This is a genomic window from Bacillus sp. AFS012607, assembly GCF_002558005.1.
Lineage (GTDB): Bacteria > Bacillota > Bacilli > Bacillales > Bacillaceae_G > Bacillus_A > Bacillus_A thuringiensis_S.
In genome coordinates this window covers 1-21,964 of the sequence record NZ_NTVM01000023.1, presented here as the reverse complement: position 1 = coordinate 21,964, position 21,964 = coordinate 1, and the positions used below count along the sequence as shown (strand labels likewise).

Here is a 21,964-nt window from a genome sequence, read left to right as displayed (position 1 = left end):
ACAGGCTCCTCCTAGAAAATAACCGATATATTTTATATCTATATAATATACTATTTTCCACAAAAAGTAAAGTTAAACATACATTGGAAAAGCACTTATTTTACTGACAATTCGTATGTTCCATCGCCATTATCATATTTATATACATACAAGTAATACTTACCTGGTTTTGCATTAAATTTTGCTTCTATATGATTCCCATTAGCTTGACCGTAAGCCGCATAATTTTGCATATCTGATTCATGGTGAAGTACCCATGTTATCCCAACTCCATACTCATTTAAAACAGAAATGTCGATATCTTTCGCTGATGCTACATTAAATGTATAAACATCAGTGTGGTCCCCGCCAATAAGATTACCTTTTATCGTACTATTTAGCCCGATACGATTTGCTTCCTCTGGACGATTATTTGGTTCTGATTCTGTTAAACTTCCATCTTTAATCGTAACAGTTGTTTCGCTTCTGCTCTCTTTTCCTTTATCATCTTTTACTCTTAACGATACTTTATAAGAACCTTCTCTTTCATATACATGTACTGGATTCACTTCTGCACTTGTGCTTCCATCTCCAAATTCCCATAAATAAGAAACAATTTTTCCCTCTTCATCGTTTGAGCCATCACTTTTAAATTGAATTCCCTCTTTTACAACTCCATTATAAGGCCCGTTTACATTAACCGTCGGAGCTTTATTTTCTCCATCATCTTTTGCGATTCCATGGAAGACTACATCATATTCAAATTCATTTGAGCTATTCACACGATAATTGACGAAGTATGCTGTAACAGTTTTGTAGCCACTCCATTCTTTTTGCGCCAATTGTTCTAAAGATTCATTTACTCTTTTACTCATTGCTTTCCAATCTTCTGATTCACCTTTTGTGACACTACCTGTATACGTACCTTCTAATGTAAATGTATTAAAGAATTGAGAATTATGTTTTGTCATTTTTGTATCTTTCATAGGCAACGTATCACTAATTTCTTTCTTCACCGCTGTTAACGACTTCGTTGCATGTTCAGCTAAATAATCATCAGCTACTTCTGGTACAGTGTATGTATCTTGATTATTAATTAACTGCTGCATATACTCTTGATACTCTTTATTTAACTTAGGATCTTTACTTAGATTTTCACGATATGCATCATAATTTTTCACGTCATTCGCACGAATTAAATCTTGAATTTTATCAAATGTTTCAAACTGATGCGTATATAAGTAAGACTGCAATGCGAACGAGTAATTATAGAAATCCCAAGAACCGTATTTAGCAAATAGTGTGCGCTCTGCAGTATAACGGCTTGCAGGATCAGATGATAATCCGCTAATTATACTCTTTCTTGGTACAACGTTATTCGTACGAGTAGAGCCTGCGAAAAACTCTGCATTTCCTTCTTGGAACCAAGTTAACCTTTCATTTTGATACATATCTCCTCTTCCAAATAAACCAGGAACTTCATATCTCCCTTGCAGATAATGAGTAAATTCATGACGGAATAACTCTTCTAAACTATAAATACTTTGCTCTGGTGTACGCTCATATGTAAAGAATGTTCCTGTTTCTTCGATATAAATTCCACCGTTGTTTGTTTCATACCCATACAATTGTCTATTTAACTGATATTCATCTGGACTATTATAAATTACGATTGTTAACACATCATCCGCATTTCCTGGCTCTAATGCTTTGTCATTTCCAATTACACGGTGATACTGTGCCTTTACTTCCTTCGCAGCCCAATATAATCTCTTAATTTTTTCTTCTGATACTTTATCTCCTGTTTTGAACACAATTGATCCATCATCGAATGTATACGTTTTTGGTAAGTACTGCTCTTTTCCTTCTTTACGTATTTTCTCTAAATCTACTGTATTCCCGCTATAATCTTTACCATTATAATTTGTTGTAATTTGTTCTATCGCAACAAAATATGGTTCACTTAAGTGTGGGTACATATGCATTGCTTGTGTAACAACCTCTAATCCTTTATTCGGATTGCTATGAAATTTCCCTAAACGGCTTGCAAAATAAATACCATTATTAACGAGCCATTTATTTTCTGACGTTACTTCATTTAAAAGAGCAATACGATTTATTTCATTAATAAACCCATCTACTTTTCCATACCACATCGTTTCATTCGCTTCTTTACGGGCCTCAACTAAATACGACTGTATATCATAGTCAATCCCTTGCATAATATCGTATATTGCTTGTCCCTTCATTCGATCATTTACATAAGTAGTAAAATTATCATTGTATTGCTTTAAAATATTTGATGCGTATTGAACTGTTTCAACATCACTTGATGCATTACTAATTAATTTTCCGTATGCAGATACGACTGTATCTTGTTCATCTGTACCAAGCTTAAAGTTTGGATTTTTTGCGATTGCTTTTAAAGCAGGTAAACATTTATCCTGGAAGCTTCTTTCATTTAATTCACTTAATTCGTTATTATAAAATGCCAGATAAAAAGCGGAACGCAACACTTCAGTAAACGTTTGAATTCCTTTTGAATCATCTTTCGTAAATGTACTACCTCTATGAGCTAATTCATCTATAATGACTTGCATTTTTCCTTTATCTTTATAAAAGGCCTTTGTGTCTTCATTAAACTGGAATAAATCTGTAATTTGGTGCCACTTAATACTGCCTAATGTTTCAACTAATTCTTGATTATTCATTTTGTTTAAATCAGCCATTGAATAGCTTTCTTTAACTTGCTTTACTGCCGTTTTCTTCGTAATAGATGCTGGTCGCTGTGAAAAATCGCCTACTTTTAAACGTTCTTGAAATGATAAGGTTTCATCAACTTTTGAAACATGCCCAACTTCATCTACTGGCTTTTCAATTCCAACCGGTTTCGTTTTTAGCACATTATACGGTACTTTTTCTTCCGCTACTGCATGAGTTTGAAGTGCCCCTAACGATAAAGCCATTGTACTAATGCTAAGCATCACTTTATTGATCTTTGATTTCTTGTTCATATCCTTGCCCCCTATTTTAATATTCCATTCAAGAATTTAACATAAAATCTGGATGTAACAATATAAAATGCAATATTTCATATTATTTCTTCCTATAATTTGTACATATCGTGAACACCCTTTCCTTTATCTAACCTCCGCTGATTATGAACTTATAACAATCAAAATTCCCTTTTACAAATATTAAAAAGAGAATTTTTTGACATTTCACCCTTTAATTGTTATGGTTAATATAATTGTTAACTTTATTAAATAAAGGTGGGATTCTATGATAAAAAAAGAGAACAGTGTATTTTATATCTCCATCTTGCTTACAACCTTATTTATTATATGGGGTGTCATACCAGCAAGCTGGATACAAGGCCATGATTTACAAAGTATCACATCTTCTTTAAACTCATTTATCCTCAATAAATTTGGATGGTTTTACTCTCTACTTATGACCACAATGCTTGTTTTAGCTACTTATTTAGCCTTTTCAAAATACGGTTCTATTCGTCTTGGTAAAGATGGAGAAAGACCAAAATACAGCTATTCATCTTGGTTATCCATGTTGTTTGGAGCAGGAATGGGGATTGGACTCCTCTTCTATGGAATCGCTGAACCGATTTCACATTTTACAGATCCATTAACAGGAAAAGCAGGTACAGAGGAAAGCGCCAAACTCGCTATGCAATATTCATTTTTCCACTGGGGACTCTTTCCGTGGTCACTATACGCGATGGTTGCTTTAACAATTGCATATTTCACATTCCGCAAACAAAAAGGTAGCACAATTGGGGCTACAGTTACTCCATTATTTAATCGATCGAAAAATTCTCCTATCGGAAAAACAGTCGATATTTTGGCTGTTTTAGCCACAGTATTTGGCATTGTGCCATCTGTTGGGATTGGTGCTCAACAAATTGCCGGAGGATTAAGCTATTTATTCCCTTCTATTCATAACACTTTACTTACTCAGCTCGTACTTATAGCTATCTTCGCTGTTTTATATTTAACAAGTGCGCAAACTGGCTTAGATCGTGGGATTAAATATTTGAGTAACTTGAATTTCTCTCTCGCAGGTATTTTACTCGTCTCCTTTTTAATTTTAGGACCAACTGTATTTATTATGAAATATTTCACATCTACACTCGGTTCTTATATCGGCGCTTTACCTAGTATGGGATTAAATTTAGGAGCATTTAGTGAAAAATCTTCTTCTTGGATTGAAAACTGGACTATTTTCTATTGGGGATGGTGGATCTCTTGGTCTCCATTCGTCGGTACATTCATTGCTCGTATTTCTAAAGGGCGCACAATAAAAGAATTTATTATTGGAGTTGTATTAGTCCCAACTCTTATCTGTACATTTTGGTTTGCAGTATTTGGCGGTACCGCTATCCATATGGAAATGTTCCAATCGCTTGGGATAGCTGATGAAATCGCAAAAAATGGTACAGAGATTGGATTATTTGCTGTTATTTCGCACCTACCATTCTCTACATTTTTAACGGTTATCGGGTTAATTTTAGTAGCCACATTTTTCGTTACTTCTGCCGACTCGGCAACATTTGTTGTTTCAATGCAAACGAGTAACGGAAGCTTATCACCGAAAAATAGTTTAAAACTTATATGGGGATTAACAATCGCGATCATTGCAGCACTTTTATTACAAGCTGGAGGATTAAATGCACTACAAATTGCAGCTATAATCGCAGCACTACCATTTTCTATCGTAGTCGTTCTTATGGTTGCTTCGCTATTTAAAGAGCTGCGAAAGGAAGATGTTAATTCGCAAACGAAAGAAGTTCCGCAAAAAATAAAAAAGATTATGTAACAATTGGCACCTCAAATTACTTCTGAATCCGTGATGACTGAGAGAAAAAAGAAAATTAACAAACCCCATTCGTATGAAATATAATTTTCATACGAATGGGGTTTTACTCTATCTATTACACAAAAGACAAACATTAATTATATACAATAATAAGATTAAACGTTATTTATTTCTTAAATAACCTCTTTCTAAATACGAACATACTTAGTGCGGAAAGAACAAGTGTTATTCCAGAAAGTAAAGTCGATGTGCTAGCTTCACCGCCTGTTGATGGTAAAGATTTCTTTCCTTCCTCCGTCTTATTAACATGTTGTGTATTTAAAGTATCTGCTGTTCTGCCTTCGTTTTCAACAACCTGATTATTTCCTTTTGGCTCTTTTACTTCCTCTTTCGCTTCTTCAACTTCTTTTGTTGGTTCTTTCACTTCTTCTTTTGACTCTTCCACTTCCTTTGTTGGCTCTTTTACTTCCTCTTTCGCTTCTTCAACTTCTTTTGTTGGTTCTTTCACTTCTTCTTTTGACTCTTCCACTTCCTTTGTTGGTTCTTTCACTTCTTCTTTTGGTATTAATTTTTCTACTATATTCTGCATTACAATGCCACTATATAATATGCCAGTCTCATAATGATCTGCATCTAAATCAAATTCATATATTTTTTCTCCTAAAGTACGCCAAATGATTCCCTCATCAGTAAGAGTTCCACCTTCACTCTTTAGTGTAATCTTTTCAATTGGCTCTCCCTCTAAATCATATACAGGTATTTTCACTTCTTTATTTATTTCTGCATCATCCAAAATGACCTTTTGCCTTCTAACATCAATTGTTACCCACTGACCTAATTGTATTAATGGCCTTACATCACGAATCTCATTTTCAGCTAATTTTAAACTAAGTAAGTCTAACATTGAGCCAAGAACCGTTACATCTGTAATACGATTCTCAGTAAGATTTAACCACTGTAAATTTTTCAATGAAGATAGCGGTGTTATATCTTCAATTTGATTATGAGATACATTCACATTATTCAATCGTTTCAAGTTTGAGATGAAATCAATATTTTTCAGGCCTACTCCTTCTAAAGTAAGGTTTTCTAAGTTCGTCATGTACTCTAAACCTGTTATATCTTTTATCTCATTTCCTTTTTCTTTAAGTATCTCTAATTTTTTAACCTGTAATAAATCTTCTTTTGTGATAGGAGCGTTTAAGTTCTCTCTACCTAAATTCTCTTTATTAATATGTTGTTGTAAAGTTTTATCGAGAATTACATTTGCACGTTCTTTTTGTTTTTCAACTATATTCTGTATAACCGTACCATTAAATCTTATTTTACTTTCAGTAGAATTAGTATCTAGTTTAAATTCATATATTTTTTCTCCAGGACTATTCCATTTTATAAATCCGTTATTCAGAGTAGCCCCCTCACTTTTTACATTAATATTTTGAAGTGGTTCTCCCTTAAGGTTGTATACTGGGATTTTTAATTCCTCATCTACGCTTGCTTCATTTAAAAAGATTTTTTGTCTTTGAATGTCAATTGAAATTCGCTTACCTAATTCCTCAACAGGCCTTACGTCAGAAATTTCATTTGCTCCAAGATTTATCTCATGTAAATTTGTTAAAGTGCTCAACGGCGATATATCAGAGATATAATTCTCTTCTAAATTCAGCACTTGTAAATTTCCTAATTGAGATAATGGTGATATATCTTTTATTTCACTATCAGCAATTTCTAGTTCAATAAGATTACTCATTTTACTAATAGATTCAACATTATTAATTTTATTGTTCCCTATCCATAATAGTTCCACATTATTTAATCGATCAATTCCATTAAGATCACTGATTTGATTATTTGCTAAGTATAATTGTTTCATAGTTGATAATGTAAATAATGGCTGGATATCTTTAATGTTATTACCGATTAAATCTAATGTTTTGATTTTTTTCATTTTACTTAATGGTGTAAGATCAGAAATTTTATTATCTCTTAAAAAAAGCATATTAATATTCTCTAATTGCCCAATTGGATGAATACTTTCAATTGAATTAGAAGTTAAATCAACGTACTTCAAACTTCTCAATTTCGAGATAGCTGATATATCTGTTACATTAGACTCTCGTAACGTCAACTTCTCTAAATTTGTCATATACTCTAAACCAGCTATTTCATTCATCCCTTTACCTGAATAAATGGATAATGTTTTAATTTGTAATAAATCTTTCTTTGTGATTGGCGCATCTACATTATCTCTATCTAAGTTATATTTATTAATATATTTTTGTAATTGCTTATCTAATATTACATTTCCGTTTTCATCTTGTTGCTCCTCTTTATTTTCCTTTTGTTTTTCTGAAACATTGTTTTCTAAATTTATAGCATTTACTTCAAACTGCACTTGATATTTATTATCATAGGCCATCGTTGGAATATAAATATGCATTTGCATATTGTATGTTTTTCCTAATTCTCCAACTTCAAATTGAATAACCTTCGTCCCATTTTTCTTTTTGTCTTCTGATAGGACCTTTACATCATGAAACACACCTGGCGTATGAATATCCTCTGTTTTCAAGTATTGGAAGAAATCACTATCACTTAACGTTGCTGTTACAATTTTCTTTCCATTCTCAATTGTTAATTTCGGATCCTTTATATAAACAGCTGCCATAGACTCTTCATTCGTTTTATCTTTATACGCTTTAATAACAGCATCATATGTACCATCTTCTAAACCTTGTCCCGTTTTATTCGCCTCAATTGCCACTGCCGCTAAAGCAGGTGTTGAATAAACAGCAAACGGAAGTGATAACGCCGCCGCTATAATCATTGCATTTATACGTTTTCTTTTATTTTGTTTCAACTTTACATCTCCTCCAAAATATATAATTCGAAATGTAATCATTTCTCGAATAAATGATAATGATTTTCATTATCATTGTCAACTAAAAAAATAAAAAGTTTACAAAAAAAGAACCTCTTTAAAAGAGGTTATGCCATTTTCTCACCTGATTCTTCTCTAAAAAAGCTTTTCATCGCATGAAATACGTCTGCTTTTTGCTTTAAAATATAGTATCTAAAGTTTTCATCTTTAATATTTTTATAGGCTGACATGAGTGTACTATGGCGATTATACTGATTCACTTCCCCATATCCAAACATATTACATTTCTTCATTAATTCTTCCACAAGCTTTACACACCTAGCGTTATCTGATGTTAAATTATCACCATCTGAAAAATGGAATGGATAAATATTATAGCGGTCTGGTGAATATTTATTATCAATCAGTTCTAATGCCTTTTTATATACGGAAGAACATATTGTTCCGCCACTTTCTCCTTTTGAGAAAAATTCTTCTTCTGTGACGACTTTCGCTTCTGTATGGTGAGCAATAAATTCAATATCAACTGTTTCATACTTTGTTCGTAAAAATCTTGTCATCCAGAAAAAGAAGCTACGTGCCATATACTTCTCCCACATTCCCATCGATCCACTCGTATCCATCATCGCTAACACAACAGCCTTTGAATCTGGCTTTAATACTTCATTCCAAGTGCGGAACTTTAAGTCTTCTTGATGAATTGGATGGAAAGATGCTTTACCACGCATCGCATTTCGTTTATATGCAGATATCATTGTTCGTTTCTTATCGATATTTCCCCATAATCCTGTTTTTCTAATGTCATTAAATTCAACATGTTCAATCCGATTTTCATCTATTTCTTTTCTCTTTAAATTAGGCAGCTCTAACTCTCTGAAAAACGCTTGCTCTAATTCTAAAATAGAGACTTCAGCTTCATAGTAATCTTCCCCAGCTGCATCTCCTGCTCCTTGCCCTTTTCCTGGCCCTTTTTGTTTTTGACCACCTGATCCATCTCTCGCAACGACATCACCAACTTTACTGTCACCGTTTCCTTGCCCAACATGTTTATTTTTATCATAATTGTATCTAATCTTATATTCATCTAGAGAACGAATTGGTATTTTTACAACATCTTTGCCATTAGACATAACTATACTTTCTTCTGTTACAAGATCGGGTAAATTATTCTTAATTGCCTCTTGTACTTTTTCTTGATGGCGTTGTTGGTCGTCATATCCTTTGCGATGGAGGGACCAGTTTTCCTGTGAAATCGTATAATTTGGTTGATTTTCTTCGCCCATTCCTTTCCCTCCTTACTGTAATTGTCTTCCTTTATGAACAGCAATCTATAAATTTTGTTCTGTACTGTGCAAGCTAGAATATTTGAAAGGTAACTGCCCACAGAAAATCATCCCATAAACATTTATAACGTTTTTCATACAATACCCGAGCATCCTAAACAAAATTTTGCCACTCACATAATAGAAAGAAATATTCAGCCACTGATAAGAAAGAAACACAATGCATTGTTGCACACATTTTTACTTTGCAACATATTGTATTGTGTTGGCTTTTTTCGTATGAATGGTTGGTTACTCTATCATATGCATATTGTAAAAATAATTGACAATAAATTCATGAAATTGCATCTTAATTTATTACATTTGGACAAGGTATGACACTTTATACACATATGAACGGATAATAAAACGCTGTCCCGCAAAATACAAGAGACAGCGTTTTGTTATCAAACTATCGGTTTAACAAGCTACCTACATAGCGTAATAATTCATTTGCTGAAGAAGAATTATAGCCATGCTCATCAATTAAACGCGCAACAACATCATTGATTTTCTTAAGCTGATTTTCGTCTGGCGTTTTCGTTGATGTTGTAATTTTCACTATATCTTTTAAATCAGCAAATAGTTTTTTCTGAATCGCTTCACGAAGACGTTCATGTGAATTATAATCAAAGCGTTTTCCTTTACGGGCATAAGCAGAAATGCGAATTAAAATCTCTTCACGGAACGCTTTCTTAGCATTTTCTGAAATCCCAATTTGCTCTTCAATTGAGCGCATTAATTTTTCATCTGGACTCATTTCTTCTCCTGTTAACGGATCACGTAATTTCGATTTATTGCAGTACGCCTCGACGTTATCTAAATAATTATCCATAAGTGTCTTAGCCGATTCTTCATATGAATAAACAAACGCCTTTTGTACTTCTTTCTTTGCGATTTCATCGTATTCTTTTCTCGCTAATGAGATGAAATTCATATAACGTTCACGGTCTTCATTACTAATCGATGGATGCTGATCCAGCCCATCTTTTAAAGATCTAAGTACATCTAACGCGTTAATAGATGGTACCTCTTTTCGAATGATTGTAGACGAAATTCGGTTAATGACATAACGAGGATCAATACCCTTCATACCTTCATCTTGATATTCTCGTTGTAGCTCCTCTACATCAATCGCATTATAACCTTCTACCGTTTCTCCATCATACAAACGCATCTTTTTAATTAAATCAATATCCGGACGCTTCGGATCTTTTAAACGAGTTAAAATAGTGAACATTGCTGCAACGCGAAGTGTGTGTGGTGCAATGTGAACATTCGACACATCACTTTCACGAATCATTTTTTCATAAATATGTTCTTCTTCACTTACTCGTAAATTATAAGGAACTGGCATTACAATAATTCTTGAGTGCAATGCCTCATTTTTCTTATTTGCTATAAATGAGCGATACTCTGTTTCATTCGTATGCGCTACAATTAATTCATCTGCTGAAATAAGCGCAAATCTTCCCGCTTTGAAATTCCCTTCTTGCGTAAGCGATAATAAGTGCCATAAAAACTTCTCATCACATTTTAACATCTCTTGGAACTCCATCATTCCTCGGTTCGCCTTATTTAATTCTCCATCAAATCGATACGCACGCGGGTCTGATTCTGAACCATATTCTGCAATCGTAGAAAAGTCCAGACTACCTGTTAAATCTGCAATATCCTGTGATTTTGGATCAGACGGGCTAAATGTACCAATCCCTGTACGGCGATCTTCAGAGAAGAAAATACGCTCTACAACTACATCCTCAATTCTTGATCCGTATTCTTGCTCTAAACGCATGACATTTAGTGGTGATAAATTTCCTTCAATTCTAACCCCATACTCATCAAAGAAATCATCTCGTAAATGATGTGGAATTAAATGCAGTGGATCCTCATGCATTGGGCATCCTTTAATTGCAAAAATTGCTCCACGATCTGTTCGTGAATATGTTTCTAATCCTCGTTTCAACATCGTAACTAACGTTGATTTCCCTCCACTAACAGGACCCATTAATAATAAAATTCTTTTTCTAACATCTAATCGTTTTGCGGATGGATGAAAATATTCCTCTACAAGACGTTCTAGAGCATCCTCTAATCCAAAGAGCTGATTACTAAAGAAGTTATACTTTCTTCTACCATCAACTTCTTCAATTCCAGCATCTTTTATCATATTGTAAATGCGAGAGTGTGCTGTTTGAGCCACCCATGGTCTTTCTTTCACAAGCTCCAAATACTCCGCAAACGTACCTTCCCATTGTAACCGTTCTTCTGCTGCTCGATGCTGTTCAATCTTTTTTAGAATATCCATTATAGCTCCTCCCCCATCTCCTTGTTCAATCGGATTATTATAAAAGGTATGCTAGGATGTCCTTAAACATTCTTTAAATCAAAACGAAATATATAATAGCACGCTAAAATTCTCTCCAAAATTCAAAGAAAATTCTGTATAATATAGGTATTAACGTTTTCACACTGCTATTCATTATAAATAAATTCTTTTCTTCTAAGAACCTTACATACATTTTGGGTAATAAATAGAACTCGTGAACCGAAAAAAGTAAGGAGGATATTAGTATGAAATTATTATTAATTTTAGGTGTATCACTCACATTTCTTACAGCTATTTTTACATCTGGTTACAATGACAAACCAGGTACACATAAAAAATGATGTGCTTTTAGCACATCATTTTTTTATACATTATTTATAATACATATTTTCCATATCATATTTGGATAATGGTCGACTATAATAATAACCTTGTACAAGCTTCACATTCTTTTCTTTCAAAAACTGTATTTGCTCCTTTTTTTCTACTCCCTCTGCAATTACATTCAGTTCTAAAGTATGAGCTAAATGAATAATTGCAGCTGTAATATTCGTATCACGTTCATCTATATGTATACCTTCCATAAAAGAACGATCAATTTTTAAAGTATCAATTGGATATGTTTTCAAGTAACTTAAAGATGAATAGCCTGTTCCAAAATCATCTAAATGAATCTTTAAATTTTGTTCTTTTAATTGTAGTAACACTCTCTTCGATATATCTTTATGTATAAGAGCTCCTTCTGTAACCTCTATCGCTAATAAATAAGCTGGTACATTGTACTTATTTAAAGCCCGTGTAATCATCTCTATTAATGTAATAGAGCGAAAGTGTCTAGCTGAAATATTAACTGCAATTGGGACCACTTCATATCCTTTATTTAACCATTCGCGCAGTTGCTGACACACTTGATTTACTACCCATTCATCGAGCTTAATAATAAATCCTGTTCTTTCTGCCAACGGAATAAATTGATTTGGAGAAACAAATCCTAATTCCTTATTCTCCCACCTTATTAAAGCTTCCATACTAGCTATTTTTTTCGTTTCAATATTAATTTGTGGCTGATAATATAAGAAAAACTCATTTTTTTCTATAGCACGATGTAACTGGTTTTCTATTATAAACCTTTGTTCACGCTCACAGTCTAATCCACTACAATAAAAATGATAATGTCCTTTTCCTTTTTCTTTTGCTTTTTCTAAAGCAGCATCGACCCTCTGAAATAGTATTTTTTCATCTTCTCCATCTGCTGGAGCCATTACAATTCCAATTGACGCACTTAAATATACATCTTCTTCCTCGATTACAAAATATTCACTAATATTTTTCAGTATGCCTTTTGCAATTTCCTCTACACATTCTTTTGTTATATTTTCTATTAACATAACAAATTGATCATCGTGTTCTCTAAATAAGTGCATACCTTCTATTTTTAGATTGCTTAAACATTCTGTAACTTTTTGTAATACTTTATCTCCCTCTTTATGACCAAATGTATCATTAATACGATGAAACTCATCTAAATCTATAAATACAAGCGCAAAATTTATACTCTCTTTTAAAAAAGTATTTAACTTATTTGTACATGAAATTCTATTCATTAATCCCGTTAACTGGTCATAGTAGGCTAAATATTCTGTTCGCATTTCGTTTAATACTTGCCTTGTAACATCTCTCGTAACAATATAAACTCCAACAATTTCACCGTTCACAATAATCGGGATAGTTCTCAAAGAAATATATAGCTCGTACCCTTCTTTATGAACATATTTCTTTGAAACAATTTGTTTTGCTCTTCCCTGCAGAGCTCCTTTAAATAGAATTTGAAAGTCTTTTTCATATTCTTTATTAATGAATTCAAAAATAAATTTATTATTTAACTCTTCATACCGGTATCCAAATATTTCATACGTTGCCGGGTTTGCATATGTAACTCTCCCTATAGAATCTATAGATATAATTGAGTCATTATTATATTCTAGTAACGACTTAAATAACATTTGTTTTTCCTCTATCTCTGTCTTCTCCTCAATTTGAGCTGTAATATCTCTTGTAATACAAATAACAAATTGACATATTCCTTCTTCATCGCAGACAGGATTAAGTGAAGATTCATAATGTATCTCACCTTTTTGTAATTTGACTACATCACAAAATGTGTGTGCTTTCGCTTCTCTCACTACTTTTTCATATTGCCTTTGCAATATCCCCGCTATATCTTTTGGTAATACTTCTGCAAAAGTTTTTCCATAGCACTCTTCGCTTAACCTAGCATAATCCATTCCTATTCTATTCACATACATATATTTAAACGTTTCATCATCAATAACTTTCAAAATAAATACTAAATCTTGAATAGCATGTAATAATCCTTGTCTAATTAAATCCATATCTATCATACTTAAAAAGGTATTTTGATTACTATATTCTTCCTTCATATTTATCTCAACCCGTCTTATCTATTTTTAATCATATATCCCATTCTATATGATTATGTCCTCTCTTTTAAATGTATGATTACATATTATTTTTATTTTATAAAAAAAAGTCGCCATATGGCGACTTTTAATAAACGATTTCTAAATCTAATCCAGGGTAATTTTGTTGACGGAACGCTTCATAAATTAAAATTGCTGCTGTATTAGATAAATTTAATGAACGTACTTTATCTGTCATTGGAATACGTAAACAATGATCAAAGTTTTCTTCGATTACATTAGCTGGTAAGCCGTTTGTTTCTCTTCCAAATACAAAATAGTAATCCTTCTCGCGCTTGCTATAGTCAAACGCTGTATGAGCTTTTTCGCCATACTTCGTTAAATAGAAGAATTCACCATCTTTATTTTTTTCATAAAATTCTTCAATTGAATCATAATACGTAATTTTCACGTGCTGCCAATAATCTAATCCGGCACGCTTTAACATTTTATCATCCGTTGAAAATCCAAGCGGTCTAATCAAATGTAATTCTGTTCCAGTTGCTGCACAAGTACGAGCAATATTCCCTGTATTTGCTGGAATTTCTGGCTGATATAAAACAACATGTACTCCCACGCGATATTCACCTCTGTTTTTTGTCTACTACGTATTATACCACTTGAGCGAAAAATCTCTACCCATTAATAATATGAAAGAATTTATATTTCATTTGTGGTGTATATTTACTAGAGTCTTCATAGTTCCAATAACGTCGACGGCTATTCGCTGAATGTGCATTTACAAGCGGCATACCATCTGCATCTTTTGCTACTACAATCGTCGTATGATTCCATCTTCCGTCATCCTCGAAATCATAAGCAATAACATCTCCAAGAATAAGTTCTTCTGGCCTCTCTACCGCCTCTGCTCGAAGTCCTGTTGTAGCACCTGACAAATACCAATAAAAAGAATGTGCAACAGCCCAGCTCCAACTCCACTGATTCTCCCTTTGCCACCATCCTTTACGAATATTAGGATATCCGTTCATAGGTACTTCTCCAGTATGAAGACATTGAGAAATAAAATTCGTACAATTATCAGGGAAATTACGATACATAGGATTTCGGTCATCCCACCAACGCTCTGCATATTTCACTGCCTCTAAACGATTATACTGATAAGAACCGTACTTCTCTTTCGTAATTTCCCTTTCTAATGTCTCACCCATTCTAATTTCTTCTGACACTTCAATATCATAATCGCCTATAATCCGACTATTATTTAAACAAACTCTTCGTTTTAATTGTTCCTCTTCAATATAAAATAATTCTTTATGCTTAATTAAATATTTAAAATGTATTTGATAATCAATTTCTTGATGGTCATTACTATTTAATTGTCTAATGAAAGAAACATCCGCAGTTGCTTTCACTATATGTGCACTACGCCTTTGAAACAATTGTTTCTTTCTCTGTGCCATTTGTAGTAAATCCTCAGCAATACCATCCACGTCTGTTCGTTTCTCTGTGATATATGCTAAAAACTGTTGTACTTGCTTTTCAATATTCATTTTTACAGCCATTTCGTTTCCCTCCCATATTACAATATGAAAAAGGGAAATATTATCTACTCTTTTTTCTGTGCTAACAATTCAAGCCCGCGCTTCATTTCATGAAGTACTTCTTCATCTTTCTCACGTTCCATCGCTTTCTCAATCGCTTCGCCTACTCCATCTCCCCCAATTTTCCCAAGTGCCCATGCTGCCGTTCCGCGCAATACCGGTCTTGGGTCATCTTTCATAACACCAATTAAATCAGGAATTGCCGATGCTTCTTTAAAATGTGCTAATGCTAAAATCGCATTTCTTTGCAGTGGCTTTTTCCCTCTCCATGACCCTGACATAATCCCATATTTCTCTTTAAAATCACGATTACTAATTGTTAAAAGTGGCGTTAATAATGGTTTAACTAGCTCAGGGTCCGGCTCCATCTCAGGATGATTATGAAAATCCATTCCTTTGTTTTTCGGGCAAACAGTCTGACACGTATCACATCCATATATACGATTTCCTATTTTATCGCGATATTCTTCAGGTAGGAATCCTTTCGTCTGTGTTAAAAACGCAATACACTTCTTCGAATCTAACTGTCCCCCCTGTATTAAAGCACCTGTAGGACAAATATCGATACATTTCGTACAGCCCCCGCATTGATCTTCTATCGGCTTATCTGGCGGGAATGGAACATTTGTAATCATTTCCCCTAAGTATACGTACGAACCGAATTCAGGTGTAATAATAGCACAGTTTTTCCCACTCCAGCCAATGCCTGCACGCTCTGATACAGCTCGATCACTTAATTCACCTGTATCAACCATGGACTTCACTTCTATATCCGGAAGTTTTTCAATTAAATATGCTTCTAATTTTTGCAAACGATCTCGTAAAACAAGATGATAATCTTGTCCCCAAGAAGCACGGCAAAAAATTCCACGGCGTTCTCCACGCTTACTTAATGGTGCATTTTTTAATTTTGAAGGATATGCTAAAGCAATCGCAATAATTGATTTAGCACCCGGTAATAAAAGTTGCGGATTCGTTCTCTTCTCTATATCAGGCTCTTCAAATCCAGATTGATAATTTAATTGTTGTTGCTGGATTAAGCGCTGCTTTAATTCCTCAAAAGGAGAAGCACTCGCAAAGCCTATTTTATCTATGCCAATTGTTTTACTATACGCAATTACATCTTGCTTTAATTGTTCAAAATCCACTCTTAATCGCCTCCTCAGATGAATCCATCATCCCTTATGTAACGACTTTATTGGTTAGTAATTCACTTTTGGAATACTATTATTTACTTCTATTTTCGCATGTAATTATATTTTTCAAACATTAAAAAACGCAATGCCTCGTTTATCTCGGAAACGAAACACTGCGTTGATCACAATTTATAGAAAAACATTTAATAAAATTTGGAGCGGGTGAAGAGAATCGAACTCTCGACCAGAGCTTGGAAGGCTCTTGTTTTACCACTAAACTACACCCGCAAATATGAATTACATATAAGATATTAGAATAACTTATGTAAAGTAGTATAGCATGTTAAAAAAATAGAGGCAAGAATTTTATCGAAAAAAGTCGAAAAAGTGATGAGAGACCTCATCACTTTTTCAATTCTTTATCAATGGCCTTCTTCATACTATCGAAATCAGGGTTTGCAAGATTTCCGTTTACATATACTGAAGGAGCACCTTGAACTTTTAATTTTTGAGCACGATCTGAATCTTTACGTACTTTTTCTGTAATTTCTTTACTGTGTAAATCTTTCTTAAATTTCTCTACATCAACTTTTGGAAGTTTCTCTTTCACAATGCTAAGAAGCAAATCTTCTGTAATCCATTCTTCCGTATCTTTCTTTTGATTTTGATAAATCTCATCATAGAAAATCCAGAATGAATCTTTATCTTGTTTATAAATTGCTTCACCAGCTGCTGCACCTAAATCCGAGTCTTTTCCGATAAATGGGAAGTTAATAAAATATAACTGCACTTTGCCTTTATCAATATACTCTTCTTTTAATCGAGGTAATACTGTTACATCCCAAGTACGACAAGCAGGACATTTGAAGTCTCCAAATTCAACTACCTTAACTGGAGCATCATCTTTCCCTAAAGATTGTTGCGTGGAATAAGCAAACATCTCATTCCCTTTATCTTTTTTGTCATTTATGATGCTATACGCAATTGTTCCAATTACAATCAATACTGCGATAGAAAAAACTATACCAAGAGCCATGAGTTTATTTGATTTCATATACATTCCTCTTTAAATTCATATTCTGTATACAGCATTGTACACAATACACATAATATCAACACTTATATACGTCACGCAATGAACACGCTCACATAAATTACAAAAACACAATAATTGTGACGATATTGTGTCACAATTTGTCACAATTTATTCAAAAAAAGAAGCTCCTCTGTAGGAACTTCTCTTAACTTACTGCTTTTTTACGCGCGCTATTTAACATCGACTGCTCTATTTTTATATCATGACGAATTACCAATTTCTCACTAACTGCTTGAACATACTCATCATGGCTTATATAGCCTTCTTTCTCCATTAGTCTCAAAACGACATTTCGTCTCTCTACTGCTTTATCATAATTTTGGGCAGGTGAGTAATAAGCAGGTGCTTTTACTACAGCAGCCATCATTGCACTTTCAGCCAACGTTAATTGGTTCACCTTTTTACCGAAGTAAAGGTTTGCTGCTTTTTCAATTCCCCATGCTCCTTCTCCATAATAAATGTTACTTACATATAATTTTAAAATTTCATCCTTCGTAAATGTACGTTCAATTTTTTTCGTATAAAAAATCTCTTTCCACTTACGAGAAAATGTACGTTCATTCGTTAAAAAAGCATTTTTAGATAGCTGCTGTGTAATCGTGCTTCCTCCTTGTACGACACCACCAGCCTTTATATTCTCAACAGAGGCCCTAATAATTGCTATATAATCTAAACCGTTATGATGATAAAATCTTTTATCTTCTGTCGCAATAAATGCATGTGTTAATGATTCTGGTACCTCTAACTTAGCCGGCACATGTAATTTACTAATATCACTTTGCTCAATCATTACATTTCCAATGAATAATAACGTACAACTTAACAATAATAATAATATAATGGCTTTATAAAAAAGTTTAGTCATTGGATTTAATGCAACTTTTTGATGATAGTTCACCCTAGATAATACTCGTTCTTTCATCTTGAACACCTCTTTTCCACACAGCATATAACTCTTACTTTAAGAATACATTGTTGTAAAAAAATATCCCATCGATTTCTCTTACACGTACCTTACATCATTGTAAGGTATAAAGTGAAACTTTAATAAGCCCTCATCAATCAGGCTTACTGCCCAGCAAATAGTCGGATAAAAAAGTATTGTATCACAGTCTTTTTTTATCTACTATTCATCTGAAATATTGAATATAGGTATGTTAAAGTACGAATAACCAATAAGAGAGTAACCCTTAAGACTATTATATTTTCACTTTACACTTTAATTATATCATCTACAAATATATGTACTTTTAACTATCTAGTAATCTAAATGTATATAACATATAAAGTGAAACTTTAATCAGTGGAGGTTTTGTTCATCCCCACTGATTATTAGCCCTCACCAATTGAGCTGCCCGGCAAATAGCGGGATAAATCCATTATACAGAACAAACGTTCTACAAATCAATACTAGCGCTATTATTATTTTGACCTTTTTCTTAAACAGTATACAAAAAAAAGAGTAGTGATTTGAATGTATCTCAAATCAGTCACTCTTTTCTTTACAATCTTCCTATTAAACTATACGGCTGTACTTCCCACGTTTCGTACGGAATATAATGTGTTGCTCTCATCGCATCAAGCGTTCTGGATTTCATATGAGGACGCGTTATATACTCATCTATATTCTCTTCATTTAAAGCAACAAATTTAGCCTCTTGTATTTCTTCAGGTTGAATTTTTATTTCACCGCTCACATATGCCACTTTAAAAACAACAGCTAAAATATGCATAGAAGCATTATAGTAAACACCTGTAACTCCAACCGGCTTCACAGTTAAACCGGTTTCCTCAAACATTTCCCTACAAACTGCTTGATCGAGCGCTTCTCCTTCTTCCACCTGTCCTCCTGGCAACTCCCACGTATCCGATCGCCAATGTACTTTAGCTAATAACACTTCATCTTTTTCATTTGTTAAATAACCTGCTACAGCAACGATATGCTTTGGTGTTTTATGTTCCATATTAAACCTCCTAGAAATAATGATTATTTCATATATCCCTATAAGCATATTCCCTGTCTACAACAAAATACCTTTACTAATTCATCAACTTAATTAACTTCATAAAAAAAAGCCTCTATCCGTTAAACGGACAGGGCTTCTATCGTATTATTCTCCTAAGTCTACGTTGTGGTAAACTTGTTGCACATCTTCTAAATCTTCTAATGCATCAACCATTTTCTCAAATTGTACTTGAGCATCTTCGGGAAGTGTAACATCACTTTGTGCAAGCATTGTTAATTCTGCAACTGTAAATTCTTCAACACCAGCACCTTTAAGTGCAGATTGTACTGAATGGAATTGATCAGGTTCAGCATACACGATAACAGAATCTTCTTCTTCTAGAATGTCACGTGCATCAACATCTGCTTCCATTAAAATTTCAAGAACTTCATCTGATGTTTTACCTTCAAGGCCGATAACAGCTGTCGCATCAAACATGTAAGCTACAGAACCGTTTACACCCATGTTACCACTGTTTTTGCTAAATGCAGCTCGTACATCTGCTGCAGTACGGTTTACGTTATTTGTAAGTGTATCTACAATAACCATAGCTCCATTTGGTCCAAATCCTTCATAACGAAGCTCGTCATAATTTTCCTCTGAACCGCCTTTTGCCTTTTCAACTGCACGATCAATAATTGTTCTTGGTACATTGTATGTTTTCGCACGTTCTAATACGACTCTAAGCGCTTGGTTTGATTCTGGATCTGGCTCTCCTTGTTTTGCCGCCACATAAATTTCACGTCCAAATTTCGCGTATATACGGCTTGTATTTGCATCTTTCGATGCTTTTTTGTCTTTAATATTGTTCCATTTACGGCCCATACTTTCCACTCTCTTTCTCGTTTTAAATCTACATAAAAATATTAATATGAAATATAATGTGTGTTCAACACATTTTTAAAAGAAATATAAAAAGTTCATTTTTGATTCATATTACAGACATAATATAAATCACTATCATTTTGTTCTTTCGACAAGTTATATTATACATGAATTCCTAAGTTTATTACGAATTTTAGCATCACATAATATAATTTAACAAAAAAGACTCTAACATTTCTGTTAGAGTCTTTTTATATTGCCGATACCTATTTCCATAATATTCCCATAATTACTTTCTATTGCTGTACAATAAAAATAGGGAAAAATTTGAAGAAAAGGTGGAGGGAGAATTATGACACATTCAAATGAGAAAAAATCACATGCTTTTAAAGGAATAGGAGAGAAGTTAAACCCAACTATCTATCAAGTAAGATTCATGAAATTAGATGAACCAATCCAATTTGAGGCGTTTCCTGAATTGAAGGAATTAGGGGACTGGTTGAGTACTTCAACGCACATGTGGTCGTGCCACTCAACTATGTACAAATACAACAGAGAAAAGTTTGAAAAGAAGTTTTTAGAAATTACGAAATTAACAGCTGATCATGTACTAATATCTACTGGTGGTGTCGGATTTAACTTCATGTCACCGGGGTGGAGAAATTCTCTCTAGAGTGCTCGAAGGGAATATTATAGAATACCGCAATTAAAAGGATAAAATTGAATGTTTGTTTTTATCCTTTTAATGTTTCGCAGTTTACTCACCGTACACTTTTTGTGCTTATTTTGTCATGTAATGAAAAGAAAACAAAAAAAACTCTATACTAATTGTATAGAGTTTTTTTACGACGTTCATGATACCGATGGTCGGGGTCGAACCGACACTCCCGAAGGAACACGATTTTGAGTCGTGCGCGTCTGCCAATTCCGCCACATCGGCACAAAAGAAAAGGCGGCAACCGGATTTGAACCGGTGATAAAGGTTTTGCAGACCTCTGCCTTACCACTTGGCTATGCCGCCATATTAAATTTCATTGGAGCGGAAGACGGGATTCGAACCCGCGACCCCAACCTTGGCAAGGTTGTATTCTACCACTGAACTACTTCCGCAAAAATGGCTGGGCTAGCTGGATTCGAACCAGCGCATGACGGAGTCAAAGTCCGTTGCCTTACCGCTTGGCTATAGCCCATCGAATTCTTACTTAATTATATGTAAGTATCAATTAAATTATTTGTAATTTTAAAAATAAAAATGGGGCGACTGATGGGAATCGAACCCACGAATGCCGGAGCCACAATCCGGTGCGTTAACCACTTCGCCACAACCGCCATGTTGTGTAAATATATTTGGCAGGGGCAGTAGGAATCGAACCCACACTGGAGGTTTTGGAGACCTCAGTTCTACCTTTAAACTATGCCCCTATGTAAATGGTGGAGGGGGGCAGATTCGAACTGCCGAACCCGAAGGAGCGGATTTACAGTCCGCCGCGTTTAGCCACTTCGCTACCCCTCCGA

The 21,964-nt window shown here is 34.0% G+C and carries 14 protein-coding genes and 8 tRNA genes; 2 read left to right on the top strand and 20 right to left on the bottom strand.

Annotation, left to right across the window (positions count from 1 at the left end; all coding sequences use genetic code 11):
• Positions 1 to 95: 95 nt before the first annotated feature.
• A complete protein-coding gene (colA, locus tag CN409_RS24160; RefSeq protein WP_097981467.1) occupies positions 96 to 2,993 on the bottom strand; it encodes a collagenase ColA in 2,898 nt (965 codons plus the stop codon).
• Positions 2,994 to 3,261: 268 nt separating this feature from the next.
• Between colA and opuD the strand changes: the two genes are divergently transcribed.
• Positions 3,262 to 4,812 (top strand): glycine betaine transporter OpuD, encoded by a 1,551-nt coding sequence (opuD, locus tag CN409_RS24155; protein WP_000591601.1) that lies wholly within the window; start codon positions 3,262 to 3,264, stop codon positions 4,810 to 4,812.
• Between the two features lie 166 nt (positions 4,813 to 4,978).
• Here the strand turns inward: opuD and CN409_RS24150 are convergent, their stop codons facing one another.
• The 12 genes from CN409_RS24150 to CN409_RS24085 form a co-directional block, all read right to left on the bottom strand.
• Entirely contained in the window at positions 4,979 to 7,672 is a 2,694-nt protein-coding gene (locus CN409_RS24150) for a leucine-rich repeat domain-containing protein (RefSeq protein ID WP_098217944.1), read from the bottom strand.
• Positions 7,673 to 7,800: 128 nt separating this feature from the next.
• Positions 7,801 to 8,976, bottom strand: a complete 1,176-nt coding sequence (gene yhbH / locus CN409_RS24145) for a sporulation protein YhbH (RefSeq protein ID WP_000503516.1) — start codon at positions 8,974 to 8,976, stop codon at positions 7,801 to 7,803.
• 451 nt (positions 8,977 to 9,427) lie between these two features.
• The gene (locus tag CN409_RS24135) at positions 9,428 to 11,323 is read right to left on the bottom strand and encodes a PrkA family serine protein kinase (RefSeq protein ID WP_000353273.1); all 1,896 of its coding nucleotides are present in this window, start codon (positions 11,321 to 11,323) and stop codon (positions 9,428 to 9,430) included.
• Between the two features lie 392 nt (positions 11,324 to 11,715).
• A complete protein-coding gene (locus CN409_RS24125) occupies positions 11,716 to 13,785 on the bottom strand; it encodes a sensor domain-containing protein (protein WP_000657163.1) in 2,070 nt (689 codons plus the stop codon).
• 127 nt (positions 13,786 to 13,912) lie between these two features.
• Positions 13,913 to 14,401, bottom strand: a complete 489-nt coding sequence (gene trmL / locus CN409_RS24120; RefSeq protein ID WP_000538147.1) for a tRNA (uridine(34)/cytosine(34)/5-carboxymethylaminomethyluridine(34)-2'-O)-methyltransferase TrmL — start codon at positions 14,399 to 14,401, stop codon at positions 13,913 to 13,915.
• Between the two features lie 58 nt (positions 14,402 to 14,459).
• Complete coding sequence (locus CN409_RS24115) at positions 14,460 to 15,347, bottom strand: amidase domain-containing protein (protein ID WP_000279323.1); 888 nt, start codon at positions 15,345 to 15,347, stop codon at positions 14,460 to 14,462.
• 44 nt (positions 15,348 to 15,391) lie between these two features.
• Entirely contained in the window at positions 15,392 to 16,534 is a 1,143-nt protein-coding gene (queG, locus tag CN409_RS24110; protein WP_000345208.1) for a tRNA epoxyqueuosine(34) reductase QueG, read from the bottom strand.
• Positions 16,535 to 16,736: 202 nt separating this feature from the next.
• A tRNA-Gly gene (locus CN409_RS24105) sits at positions 16,737 to 16,810 on the bottom strand.
• A 115-nt stretch (positions 16,811 to 16,925) separates the two neighbouring features.
• The gene (locus CN409_RS24100; RefSeq protein WP_097981468.1) at positions 16,926 to 17,576 is read right to left on the bottom strand and encodes a DsbA family protein; all 651 of its coding nucleotides are present in this window, start codon (positions 17,574 to 17,576) and stop codon (positions 16,926 to 16,928) included.
• A gap of 187 nt (positions 17,577 to 17,763) precedes the next feature.
• Entirely contained in the window at positions 17,764 to 18,540 is a 777-nt protein-coding gene (locus tag CN409_RS24095) for a transglycosylase domain-containing protein (protein ID WP_000664718.1), read from the bottom strand.
• Positions 18,541 to 19,120: 580 nt separating this feature from the next.
• Positions 19,121 to 19,582 carry an NUDIX hydrolase gene (locus CN409_RS24090; protein ID WP_000400451.1) on the bottom strand — a complete coding sequence of 154 codons (462 nt, stop codon included), beginning with the start codon at positions 19,580 to 19,582 and terminating at the stop codon, positions 19,121 to 19,123.
• A gap of 147 nt (positions 19,583 to 19,729) precedes the next feature.
• Entirely contained in the window at positions 19,730 to 20,449 is a 720-nt protein-coding gene (locus tag CN409_RS24085) for a YebC/PmpR family DNA-binding transcriptional regulator (protein WP_000532954.1), read from the bottom strand.
• A 352-nt stretch (positions 20,450 to 20,801) separates the two neighbouring features.
• Between CN409_RS24085 and CN409_RS24080 the strand changes: the two genes are divergently transcribed.
• Positions 20,802 to 21,122, top strand: a complete 321-nt coding sequence (locus tag CN409_RS24080) for a DUF3884 family protein (RefSeq protein WP_000149824.1) — start codon at positions 20,802 to 20,804, stop codon at positions 21,120 to 21,122.
• A gap of 185 nt (positions 21,123 to 21,307) precedes the next feature.
• Here the strand turns inward: CN409_RS24080 and CN409_RS24075 are convergent.
• The 7 genes from CN409_RS24075 to CN409_RS24045 all read right to left on the bottom strand — a co-directional run bounded on the left by CN409_RS24075 (position 21,308) and on the right by CN409_RS24045 (position 21,962).
• Positions 21,308 to 21,389, bottom strand: a tRNA-Leu gene (locus tag CN409_RS24075).
• A 10-nt stretch (positions 21,390 to 21,399) separates the two neighbouring features.
• A tRNA-Cys gene (locus CN409_RS24070) sits at positions 21,400 to 21,470 on the bottom strand.
• A 14-nt stretch (positions 21,471 to 21,484) separates the two neighbouring features.
• Positions 21,485 to 21,559: transfer RNA gene (locus CN409_RS24065), tRNA-Gly, on the bottom strand.
• A gap of 5 nt (positions 21,560 to 21,564) precedes the next feature.
• Positions 21,565 to 21,639, bottom strand: a tRNA-Gln gene (locus CN409_RS24060).
• Between the two features lie 63 nt (positions 21,640 to 21,702).
• Positions 21,703 to 21,778: transfer RNA gene (locus CN409_RS24055), tRNA-His, on the bottom strand.
• A 19-nt stretch (positions 21,779 to 21,797) separates the two neighbouring features.
• Positions 21,798 to 21,871: transfer RNA gene (locus CN409_RS24050), tRNA-Trp, on the bottom strand.
• A 7-nt stretch (positions 21,872 to 21,878) separates the two neighbouring features.
• Positions 21,879 to 21,962, bottom strand: a tRNA-Tyr gene (locus CN409_RS24045).
• Between the last annotated feature and the right edge of the window lie 2 nt (positions 21,963 to 21,964).